This window comes from Amycolatopsis heterodermiae (assembly GCF_034929455.1).
GTDB classification, from domain to species: domain Bacteria; phylum Actinomycetota; class Actinomycetes; order Mycobacteriales; family Pseudonocardiaceae; genus Amycolatopsis; species Amycolatopsis heterodermiae.
The window spans coordinates 188,048-199,217 of record NZ_JAYFSI010000014.1 but is presented as its reverse complement, the minus strand read 5'-3'; the positions used below and the strand labels follow the sequence as shown (position 1 = coordinate 199,217).

Here is an 11,170-nt window from a genome sequence, read left to right as displayed (position 1 = left end):
ACAGGCGGTTGCCGAGGCCTTGCCGGGCGGAGCGGGCACCGCGCCGTTCGGCTGCCATCAATTCCGCGACACCAACCCGAAAACCGTCACAGCAGCCGAAGCTGCTCCACGGCCGGCGGGTCGTCGGGCGGAGCGGGCGGCGGAGGCTGGGGCTCCTGCCCGCGCGGGTCGTAGCCCGTCTTGGGCGCCAGGCCGTGGCGGCGCAGCAGCGGTGCGACCCGCTCCCCCAGCCGCTCGCGGTAGGCCTTCTGGACGTAGCTGCCCTTCGCGTACAACTCGCGGTAGCGCGGCACCAGCGCCGGGTACGCGCCCGCCAGCCAGCGGCCGAACCACTCGCGGGCGCCCGGGCGCAGGTGCAGCGGGATCACCGTGACGCTCGAGGCGCCTGCCTCGGCCAAGCGCGCGAACAGCGCGTCGAGCGCTTCGGCGGAGTCGGTCAGCCACGGCAGCACCGGCGCCACCAGCACCGAGCACGGCAGCCCGGCCTCGCGGGCCTTGCGCACCAGCTCCAGCCGCGCCTGCGGGCTCGGCGTGCCCGGCTCGAGGCGGTGCTGCAGCTCGCGGTCGAGCAGCGCGATCGACACCGCCAGGCTCACCGGGACGTCCCGCGCGACGTCCTGCAGCAGCGGCAGGTCCCGGGACAGCACGGTGCCCTTCGTGAGGATCGACAACGGCGTGCCGGAGCGCGCGAGTGCCGTGATGATGCCCGGCATCAGCCGGTAGCGGCCCTCCGCGCGCTGGTACGGGTCGGTGTTGGTGCCCATCGCGACGTGCTCGCGCCGCCACGACGGCCGTTTCAGCTGCGCCGCCAGCACCTGCGGGGCGTTGATCTTGACGACCACCTGGGTGTCGAAGTCGTGGCCGGCGTCGAAGTCGAGGTAGGTGTGGGTGTTCCGGGCGAAGCAGTTGTGCGACACCATGCCGTCGGCGATGAAGTCGCCGGTGCCGGTGGTGATGTCGAACAGCGGCAGCTGCAGGCCCAGCGGTTCGATCGCCTCGACGAGCCGCCTGCTGGCGCCGATCACCGAGCCGTCCAGCGACCGCTTCCAGCCGACCGCCGGGTTGCTCAGGTGCAGGAACCGGAGGACCTCGGCCGCGCCGCCCAGCAGCCGGACCTCCTGGCGCGCCGGGAACTTCGGCACCTCGTCGAGGTGGTGCGCGAAGCCGAACGCGGTGAGCGCCGCGGCGAAGGCGTCGGCGATCTCCGGCTCGTCGTGCGCGACCGACAGCACGCCGCGGCCGTGGCTGCCCGCGAGGTCGAAGACGCCGGCCAGGAACCCCCGCCGCCAGTGCGCGTCCGGATCGGACGGTACCTTCAGGAACCCGACCGACGCCCCGAAGTCCGGTAGGTACTCCACCGCCCGCGCGGCCGCGTCCGGCTCCGCGGCGAACCCGCCGGACCGCAGCATCCCGCACAGGTAGCCGGCGCGGTAGCCGAGCGTCTCGTCCGGCGTCGGGGCGAACCGGCCGACGCCGATCAGCTCGGTCCCCGGGGTCAGGTGCGGGCGCTGCGCGGCGCCGAGCTTGCTGCCGGTGACGTGCTTCCAGCCCTTCGAGGTGAGGAACCGGTGGTCGCCGCTGGCGACGAGCCGCGTGCCGTCTTCGAGGGTGACGCGGTAGGCGTCGCGCAGGGTCGTCCAGTGCGCGAGCACCCTGGTCGGCACCAGCCGCCGGGCCGCGCCGTGGCCGCGGGTGCCGTAGATCTCGTCGCCGGCCTTCAGCTCGGACAGCGCCCGTGTCCGCCCGTCGGCGAGCAGGATTTGCGTGCCGCCTTCGAGGCAGTAGGTGCAGGCGTGGGAGCACCCGCGGTAGGGGTTGACCGTCCAGCCGAACGGCACCCCGGAGCCCGCGGGCACCTTGTTCAGCACCGAGCGGGCGTTCACCTCGTGAAAGGTGACGCCGTCGAATTCCGGTGACCGCACGGAGCGCACCAGGCCCTCCAGCCCGGGCAGTGCCGGCTCACCTTCCCCTGCTCGCTGCCGATCCCATCGCACGCCGTCAGTCGAACATATGTTCTAGTCGAGTGTCAAACGTGTTCGCCGGGAGCGGAGTGGACGCGCCTCAGGCGGTGAAGCGGTCCAGGGCGCGGATCTTGTTGTGCGCGTCCAGCGCCGCGACCTTGTAGGCCTCCGAAAGGGTCGGGTAGTTGAACACCGCGTCCACGAGGTAGTCGACCGTGCCGCCGCAGCCCATCACCGCCTGTCCGATGTGGACCAGGTCGGTGGCGCCGGTGCCGAAGACGTGCACGCCGAGCAACTTGCGGTCCTTTGTGGACACCAGCAGCTTCAGCATGCCGTAGCTGTCACCGGTGATCTGGCCGCGCGCGAGCTCGCGGTAGCGGGCGATGCCGACCTCGTAGGGTACCGAAGACGACGTCAGCTGCGCCTCGGTCGAGCCGACGTACGAGATCTCCGGGATCGTGTAGATGCCGATCGGCTGCAGCGCGCCGAGGCCGTTCGCCGGTTCGCCGAACGCGTGGTAGGCCGCGAGCCGGCCCTGGTCCATCGACGTCGCCGCCAGCGCCGGGAAGCCGATCACGTCGCCGACCGCGTAGATGTGCGGGACCTCGGTGCGGTAGTACTCGTCGACGACGAGGCGGCCGCGCTCGTCCGCGGCCAGCCCGGCCGCGTCCAGCGCGAGCGCGCCGGTCATGCCCTGGCGCCCGGCGGAGTACATCACGCCGTCGGCCGGGATGCGCTTGCCGCTGACCAGCGTCGTGATCGTGGCGTCGTCGGACACCGCGACGTCGGCGACCTTCTCGCCGAAGCGGAACGTGACGCCGAGGTCGCGCAGCTGGAACTTCAGGGACTCGACGATCTCCGGGTCGCAGAAGTCGAGCATCTGGTCACGCTGCTCGACCACGGTGACGCGCGAGCCGAGCGCGGCGAACATCGACGCGTACTCGATGCCGATCACCCCGGCGCCGACCACGACGAGCGACGACGGGATCTGCTCGAGCCGCAGGATCTCGTCGGAGTCCAGGACGCGGGCGGCGTCGAAGTCGACGTGCCCCGGCCGCGCGGGGCTGGTGCCGGTGGCGATCACGACGTAGTCCCCGGTCAGCGTCCGGCGGTCGCCGGCGTGCTTGCCGTCCACGATCACCGTGTGCGGGTCCGCGAACGAGCCGGTGCCGGCGACCAGGTCGACGTGGTTGCGCATCAGCTGCGCCCGCACCACCTGGACCTCGCGCCCGACGACGTGCTGGGTGCGGGCCAGCAGGTCGGCGATGGTGATGTCCTGCTTGACCCGGTAGCTGGCGCCGTACAGCTCGCGCTGGTTCATGCCGGTCAGGTAGAGGACCGCTTCGCGCAGCGTCTTGGACGGGATCGTGCCGGTGTTGACGCAGACCCCGCCGACCATGTCGTGCCGGTCGACGACCGCCACCTTCTTGCCCAGTTTCGCCGCCGCGATGGCGGCCTTCTGCCCACCCGGGCCGGAACCGATGACGATGAGGTCGTACTCGTGCTCGCTCACGGTGTCGAGCCTGCGCACCCGGAGCCCGCCGCGCAACCCCCGGCGGGTGAAAATGCGGCTTCGGTCAGCGCGGCGCCAGGGCGCGGACCTGCTCGAACGGATCACCGCCCGTCGGGAGCAGGGCGATGATCGGGGTGGTCAGGCCGTTGTCCACGTAGGACTGGACCTGCTCGCGGCACGCGTCGAGGCTGCCGTGGACGACCAGGTCGTCCACCACCGCGTCGGGGATGACCTGGTTGGCCTTCTGCCGGTCGCCCGCGGCCCACGCCTCGTGCATCGGCGCGAGGGCCTCGCCGCGGCCGAGCCACTCGTGGAACGCCGCGTACACCGGCACCGTGAGGTAGCTCGAGATCAGCATCCGGCCCAGGCCGCGGGCCGCGGCGGCGTCCTCGGTGGGGCAGACGAAGATCCGGGCCGCCAGCTCGACGTCCGGGCCGATCTCGGCCCGCACCTTCGGGACGTCGGTCGGCGCCAGCCAGTTCGTGATGGCGCCGTCGGCTTCGCGAGCGGCGAGGCGCAGCATGCCGGGGCGCAGGGCGGCCAGCATGATCGACGGCGGCGGGTCGGCGGGGCGCTCCAGGCGGAACTTCGAGACGGAGAACGTCTCGTACTTCTCGCTGACCTTCTCCCCGGTCAGCGCCGAACGCAGGAAGCGCAGCGTGTCGCGGGACCGCTTGAACGGCTCTTCGAACGGCGCCGCGTTCCAGTTCTCCACGATCACCGGGGACGACGCGCCGATGCCGAGCACGAACCGGCCCGGCGCCAGCTCCGCCACGGTCGCCGCCTGCATCGCCAGCAGGCCGGGGCCGCGCGTGTAGACCGGCACGATCGCCGTGCCGAGCCGCAGCTGCGGCGCCCACTGCGACGCGAGCACGAGCGGCGTGAACGCGTCGGTGCCCGCGGTCTCGGCCGTCCACGCGTCGGTGTAGCCCAGGTCCGGCAGCTGCTCGACCAGCTCGCGGTGTGCCGTCAGCGGCACCCCGGTCAACGGAATCGTGATACCCCAGCGGCTCATGCGCGTGCCTCGCTGACGCTCGGCCCGGCATAAGCCGGAAGCGCAGTGTTCAATGGTTCGTTCGCAGGCTCACTCACGCGATCTCCTTGTCCACGGCGGAAAGCTCACGCAGGATCCAGTCGACCTGGGTGCGCATCAGGTTCTCCGCGACCTCTTCGGCCTGCGGTGTCATGTGGGTGGCCCCGGCCAGCGGCAGGAAGACGTGCGGGCGGCCCTTCGCCAGCAGCGCCGACGAAAGCCGCAGCGAGTGCGCGACGAACACGTTGTCGTCGGCCAGCCCGTGCACGATCAGCAGCGCGCGGCTCAGCTCGCCCGCGCTCTCGATCAGCGAGTTGTGCGCGTAGCTCTCCGGCTCGTCCTGCGGCTTCCCGAGGTAACGCTCGGTGTAGTGCGTGTCGTAGAGCGACCAGTCGGTGACCGGCGCGCCCGCCACCGCCGCGTGGAAGACGTCCGGGCGGCGCAGCACGGCCAGCGCGGACAGGTAACCGCCGTAGGACCAGCCGCGGATCGCGACGCGCTCGACGTCCAGCTCCGGGAACTGCGCGGCGGCCGCCTGCAGGGCGTCGACCTGGTCCTGCAGCGTGACGTCGGCGAGGCGGCCGTGCACCTCACGCTCCCACTGCGCACCGCGCCCGGGCGTGCCGCGGCCGTCGGCGACGAGCACCGCGAACCCCTGGTCGGCCAGCCACTGCGACGTCAGGAACGCGTTGCGGCTCTGCAGCACCCGCTGGGCGTGCGGGCCGCCGTACGGGTCGAGCAGCACCGGCAGCTTGCCCTCGCTGGGCTCGTACCCGCGCGGCAGCAGCAGGGCGGCGCGCAGGCCGCGCTCCCCCAGCGTCAGCCAGGTCAGGTTCGGCACGATGTCGGGATCGACGGTCCCCGAAGCGATCGACGCCACCGGAGCGCCGTCCCGCAGCACGGACACGCGCGGGCCGCTGTGCTCCAGGCTCCACGACGAAAGCACGGTGACACCGGCGTTCCCGGCCCCGTGGTGCACACCGTCCACAGTGGACAGACGGCGCACCGAGCCGTTCTCCGTGCGGTAGACGTGGATCTGCGTCGAGTCTTCGTCCGACGCGCTGAAGAGCAGCTCGTCACCGACGTCGAGCACGCCGCGCAGCTGCAGCCCGGCCCGGGTGACCGCCTCGTCGCCGACGTAGAGGCGGTGATCCCCGTCGACCAAACGCTCGGTGACCAGGCGCCCGTCCGGTGTCCACGCGGGGACGCCGCCGACGATGTCGATCCAGTGCTGGTCGCTCGCGGTGTGCACGACCGACGTCGAGCCGTCGGTGACGTCGAGGGCGAGCACGTCCATCCGGGTCTGGTCGCGGGGCTCCACGGCCAGCAGCGGCGCGCCGCCCGCCGACCAGTGCACCGAGGCGAGGTACTCCCACTCCCCCGGCGCGACGTCGACGCGGGAGCCGTCGAGACCCAGGACGGCCAGCGAGACCAGCGCGTTCTCGGTGCCCGCGGCCGGGTAAGCGACGACGTTCGCCGGGTGCTGCGGGTTGGCCGGGTCGGCGATGGTCCAGCGCGGCACCGGGCCGCGGTCGGCGCGCTCGGCCAGCAGGCTCGCGCCGTCGGGGGCCCACCAGTAGCCGCGGGTGCGGTCCATCTCCTCGGCGGCGATGAACTCGGCCTGCCCCCAGGTGACGTCCTCGTCCTCCTCGCCGGCCAGCACCCGGTCCTCGCCGGTGGCCAGCTCCAGCACGTGCAGCTGCCGGTTCTGCGCGTACGCGACGTGCGTGCCGGTGGGGTTCGGGCGCGGGTCGACGACCGCGCCGTCGACCCGCAGCGTCACCGCGCCGGACGCGAGGTCCAGCGTGTAGAGCTTGCCCGAGAGCGAGAACGCGGCGACCGTGAAGCCCGCGTCGACGCCGTAGTGCACGACCCCGCCGCCGGTCTCGCGGGCCCGTTCGCGCCGCGCCCGCTCCTCGGCCGGCAGCTCCTCCTCGCCGGGCAGCAGCTCGGCGGCGTCGACGAGCTTCGTCTCGGCGCCGCTCGCGAGGTCGGCCGACCACAGGCTGTGCCGCGGGTCGGTACCCGACTCCGCGCGCAGGAACAGCACGCGCGAACCGTCCGGGGCGACCCGGAACGCCTTCGGCGCGCCGAGGGTGAAGCGCTGGGTACGGGCCTGTTTGCGGAGGAACGGGAGATCGTCGACATCGGTCACGCCCGCACTCTTTCAGACGCTCAGGCCGGTACGCCAACACCCTTCAGCTTCGCCAGCTCGGTGTCGACGTCGAAGCCCGGCTCGGGGAACTTCGGGTCCAGCTCGGCGAGCGTCTCGATGAGCAGCTCGGCGACGGCCCAGTTGCGGTACCACTTGTGGTCGGCCGGCACGACGTGCCACGGCGCGTGGTCCGTCGACGTCTTCTTGAAGATGTCGGCGTAGGCCTCCTGGTAGGCCGGCCAATGGGAACGTGCCTCGAGGTCGCCCGGGTTGTACTTCCAGTGCTTCTCGGGCGTCTCCAGCCGGGCCTTCAGCCGCTTGAGCTGCTCCTCGGGCGAGATGTGCAGGAACACCTTGACCACGGTCGTGCCGCCGTCGGCCAGCTCCTGCTCGAACGCGTTGATCTCGCTGTACCGGCGCCGCCGCTCGGCCGCGCTGAGCAGCCCGGACACCCGCGGCACGAGGATGTCCTCGTAGTGCGAGCGGTCGAACACGCCGATCTGGCCGGCCACCGGCAGCTGCTTCCGGATCCGCCAGAGGTAGTGGTGCCGCCGCTCGGCCGTCGTGGGTGCCTTGAACCCCGAGTAGCGCACGCCCATCGGGTTGACCAGGCCGAGCACGTGCGAGACCGTACCGCCCTTGCCCGAGGTGTCCATGCCCTGCAGCACCAGCAGGACGCTGCGGCTCCCGCCGCCGACCCCCTCGGCGTAGAGCGCCTCCTGCAGCGCGGCCAGCCGCTGCCCCGCGTCGTCGAGCTTCGCGAGGGCCTTGGGCTTCTTGCCGGGCCCGACCGGCGCCGAGCCCGGGTCCGGCAGCTCCCCGGTGACCCGCAGCGCGTCCCGGACCCGGCTTCCCTCGTCCTTCTTCTTGGCCATCCCGGCACGATAACGACTCAGGCGGCGGCTTTCTCGGCGAAGAGCTTGAGCAGGCCGCCGTGTCCGCCGTCGGACGAGACGCCGTCGCGGACCTTCGCCGCGGTCTCGCCGTGCCGCTCGAACGCACGGTGCTCCAGCTCGACGCGCGTGCTGCGCGGCCCTTCTTCGACGAAGCGGACGTCGATCTCGCTGGCGTGCGCCGGGTCCGGGTCGGCCTTCCAGTCGCCGTCGATCCGCCACGACAGAACCACTCGGGCGGGTGGCTCCCAGACGAGGACCTCGCCCCAGTCGCACTCGGAGCCGTCGGTCAGCCGCTCGTACCAGCGGCCGCCCGGTTTCGGCTCGAGGACGGCCTCGGCGAGGTCCGCCGCGCCGAGGTGGTGCTCGCGCGGCCACCAGCTGTCGAAGGCCTCGGTGTAGGTCTTGAACGCGTGCTCGCGCGAGCACGCGACGGTGATCGTCTTGCGGATCGGCTCCAGCGTCATGAGGGCTCCTCTTCGGTTGCTTCCGCCAGGTCGGCGAAGGACTTCAGCGCGTCGGACCACATGCGGTCGAGGTAGGCGCGCACCGCGGCGATGCCGTCGGGTTCGAGGCGGTAGAGCCGCTTCGTGCCCGCCGCCCGGTCGGCGACCAGGCCGGCCTCCTTGAGCACCTTGAGGTGCTGGGAGACGGCCGGGCGGCTGATCGGCAGGTCCGCGGCCAGCTCCCCGACCGCGCGCGGCCCGGCGCGGAGCGCTTCGACGATCGCGCGCCGCGACGGGTCGGCCAGGGCGGCCAGCTGGTCGCTTCCGTAAGTCGCCACGAACCGTAAGTTATGACTTACCGATGCCCGCGTCAACCGCCGCACAGCGTTTCGGGGGTCGACGCTCGATACTGCGCAACGAACAACGGGTGAAAGCAATGATTCCCGGCTGAAGTCTGCGTGTACTGCCTCTAACCTGAACGTATGACGACGTTCGCCGGCCGGGAGACCGCCGCCCCCTCCGCCGCGAGCTTCATCGAGCTCGACGAGCAATGGAGCACGCACAACTACCACCCGCTGCCCGTCGTGATCGCCGAAGCCTCCGGGGCGACGGTGACCGACGTCGAAGGGCAGTCCTACCTGGACTTCCTCTCCGGCTACTCGGCGCTGAACTTCGGCCACCGCCACCCGGACCTGATCGCCGCCGCCGTCGAGCAGCTGGGCCGCGTCACGCTCACGTCGCGGGCGTTCCACCACGACCAGCTGGGCCTGTTCTGCCGCGAGCTGGCCGAGCTGACCGGCACCGAGATGGTGCTGCCGATGAACTCGGGCGCTGAGGCCGTCGAATCCGCCGTCAAGCTGGCCCGCAAGTGGGCGCACAAGGTCAAGGGCGTGCCGGACGGCACCGCCGAGATCATCGTGGCCGGCTCGAACTTCCACGGCCGGACCACCACGATCGTGTCGTTCTCGACCGACGAGACCGCGCGCGCCGACTTCGGCCCGTTCACCCCGGGCTTCGTCACGGTGAAGTACGGCGACGCCGCCGCGCTGCGCGACGCGATCACCCCGCGCACGGCCGCCGTGCTGCTCGAGCCGGTCCAGGGCGAGGCCGGCGTCATCGTGCCGCCGGAGGGCTACTTCGCCGACGTCCGCGCCGCGTGCGACGAGAACGACGTGCTGCTGATCGCCGACGAGATCCAGTCGGGACTGGCCCGCACCGGCACCGTGCTGGCGCTGGACCACGAGGGCGTCCGCGCCGACGTCTACACGCTGGGCAAGGCCCTCGGCGGCGGCATCCTGCCGGTGTCGGCGGTCGTCGGCAGCCGCGCCGTGCTGGGCGTGCTGAAGCCGGGCGAGCACGGCTCGACGTTCGGCGGCAACCCGGTCGCCTGCGCGGTCGGGCGCGCCGTCGTGAAGCTGCTGCAGACCGGCGAGTTCCAGCAGCGCTCCACCGAACTGGGCGCCCACCTGCACGCCCGGCTGACCGAGCTGGTCGGCGGCGGGCTGTCCGAGGTCCGCGGCCGCGGCCTGTGGGCGGGCATCGACATCGCCCCCGGCGGCCCGTCCGGACGCGAGGCCTCGGAGGCGCTGGCCGCCCGCGGCGTGCTGTGCAAGGAGACGCACGAGCGCACGCTGCGCGTCGCGCCGCCGCTGGTGATCACCCGCGAGGAGCTGGACCGCGGCATCGACGCGATCGCCGCGGTGATCCGCCCCTGAACCACCGGACGCCGCCGGGTGAGCCTCCCGCCCCGGCGGCGTCCGGAACGACCCCCGCCCGGGAGCGAACCGGGCGGATCGGACGTTGGGCGGGTATGGGAACAGGGGAATGGGTGGAGCGGCCGCTGGTCGGCGCGGACAGCGTCACACCGGCCGAGCTGTACGAGCAGGGGAAGCGGCTCCGGGAGAAGACCCCGGTCACCGCGCACGACCACGAGGCCGCCGGGGACGACCGGCCGAGCCCGGAACGGTACTTCGAGGCCAGTAACCAGGGGCGGCTGCCCGAGCTGGCAGAGCTGCGCCGGGAACGCATGCTCGCCTCGCCGTTCACGTTCTTCCGCGGCGCCGCCGGGCTGATGGGCGCCGACCTCGCCGGCACCCCGGACTCCGGGCTCACCGCGCAGCTCTGCGGCGACGCGCACGCGGCGAACTTCGGGCTCTACGGCACGCCCGAAGGCCGGATCGTGATGGACATCAACGACTTCGACGAGACCGTGCCCGGCCCGTGGGAGTGGGACCTCAAGCGGCTCGCGGCCAGCCTGGTGCTCGCCGGGCGGGAGGGCGGCATCGGCGAGTCCGGCTGCCGCGAAGCCGCCGAGGACGCGGCGAAGTCGTACCGGCGGACCATCCGCGCGCTGGCCGAGCTGCCGTTCCTGCGCTCCTGGAACGCGCTGCCGGACTCGTCGGTGCTGTCGAAGGCCCGCGCCGGCGAGCTGATCGACGACTTCGCCGACGCCGCCGAGAAGGCCCGCAAGAACGACAGCGCGAAGGTCAGCGCGAAGTGGACCGAACACGTCGACGACCACGAAACCGGCCTGGCTCGGCACCGGTTCGTCGAGGACCCGCCGGTGCTGACGCACGTCGACGAGGCGACCGCGGAGGCCGTGGCCGCCGGACTGGTGTCCTATGTGGACACCCTGCGCGAGTCGCGGCGGACGCTGATCTCGCGTTACCGCCTCGCCGACGTCGCCTTCCGGGTGGTCGGCACCGGCAGCGTCGGGCTCCGCAGCTACGTCGCGCTGCTGCACGGCAACGACGACGAAGACCTTGTCCTGCAGGTGAAGCAGGCGGCGTCACCCGCGCTCGCGCCGTACCTCGACCTGCCCGCCGCCGAGCACGAAGGCCGCCGGATCGTCGAAGGCGCCCGGCTCGTGCAGGCCGAGACCGACATCCTGCTCGGCTGGACCACGATCGACGGCGTCCCGTTCATCGTCCGCCAGTTCCGGAACCTCAAGGGCGACATCGACCCGGCGGAGCTGGAGAAGGACCACCTCGACGACTACGGCCGGCTCGCCGGCGCGCTGCTGGCCCGCGCCCACACGCGCTCGCTGCACCCGCAGCTGCTGTCCGGCTACTTCGCCGACGACTCGGAGCTGGACGAGGCGATCGGCGCGTACGCGGTCCGGTACGCCGACCGGACGGAAGCCGACCACGCCGCCTTCTCGGGAACCTGA

9 protein-coding genes are annotated in these 11,170 nt (G+C 72.3%); 2 read left to right on the top strand and 7 right to left on the bottom strand.

Annotated features, from left to right (window positions below; all coding sequences use genetic code 11):
- Nucleotides 1–86: 86 nt before the first annotated feature.
- From VA596_RS41950 to VA596_RS41920, 7 genes are all read right to left on the bottom strand, one after another.
- The gene (locus VA596_RS41950) at nt 87–1,994 is read right to left on the bottom strand and encodes an intein-containing Rv2578c family radical SAM protein (RefSeq protein WP_323335194.1); all 1,908 of its coding nucleotides are present in this window, start codon (nt 1,992–1,994) and stop codon (nt 87–89) included.
- Nucleotides 1,995–2,061: 67 nt separating this feature from the next.
- A complete protein-coding gene (sthA, locus tag VA596_RS41945; protein ID WP_323335193.1) occupies nt 2,062–3,474 on the bottom strand; it encodes a Si-specific NAD(P)(+) transhydrogenase in 1,413 nt (470 codons plus the stop codon).
- A 64-nt stretch (nt 3,475–3,538) separates the two neighbouring features.
- Nucleotides 3,539–4,489 (bottom strand): LLM class F420-dependent oxidoreductase, encoded by a 951-nt coding sequence (locus VA596_RS41940; RefSeq protein ID WP_323335191.1) that lies wholly within the window; start codon nt 4,487–4,489, stop codon nt 3,539–3,541.
- A gap of 73 nt (nt 4,490–4,562) precedes the next feature.
- Complete coding sequence (locus tag VA596_RS41935) at nt 4,563–6,662, bottom strand: S9 family peptidase (RefSeq protein WP_323335189.1); 2,100 nt, start codon at nt 6,660–6,662, stop codon at nt 4,563–4,565.
- A gap of 20 nt (nt 6,663–6,682) precedes the next feature.
- The gene (locus tag VA596_RS41930; protein WP_323335187.1) at nt 6,683–7,537 is read right to left on the bottom strand and encodes a PPK2 family polyphosphate kinase; all 855 of its coding nucleotides are present in this window, start codon (nt 7,535–7,537) and stop codon (nt 6,683–6,685) included.
- Nucleotides 7,538–7,554: 17 nt separating this feature from the next.
- Nucleotides 7,555–8,022, bottom strand: coding sequence for an SRPBCC family protein (locus tag VA596_RS41925; protein ID WP_323335185.1), 468 nt, complete (start codon nt 8,020–8,022; stop codon nt 7,555–7,557).
- Nucleotides 8,019–8,339 (bottom strand): ArsR/SmtB family transcription factor, encoded by a 321-nt coding sequence (locus tag VA596_RS41920; RefSeq protein WP_323335182.1) that lies wholly within the window; start codon nt 8,337–8,339, stop codon nt 8,019–8,021. The genes VA596_RS41925 and VA596_RS41920 overlap by 4 nt, the downstream gene beginning before the upstream one ends.
- Before the next feature lie 144 nt (nt 8,340–8,483).
- Here VA596_RS41920 and rocD point away from each other — a divergent pair, with 144 nt between their 5' ends.
- Both rocD and VA596_RS41910 read left to right on the top strand, forming a co-directional pair.
- Nucleotides 8,484–9,716 carry an ornithine--oxo-acid transaminase gene (rocD, locus tag VA596_RS41915; protein ID WP_323335180.1) on the top strand — a complete coding sequence of 411 codons (1,233 nt, stop codon included), beginning with the start codon at nt 8,484–8,486 and terminating at the stop codon, nt 9,714–9,716.
- Nucleotides 9,717–9,811: 95 nt separating this feature from the next.
- A complete protein-coding gene (locus VA596_RS41910) occupies nt 9,812–11,170 on the top strand; it encodes a DUF2252 domain-containing protein (protein ID WP_323335178.1) in 1,359 nt (452 codons plus the stop codon).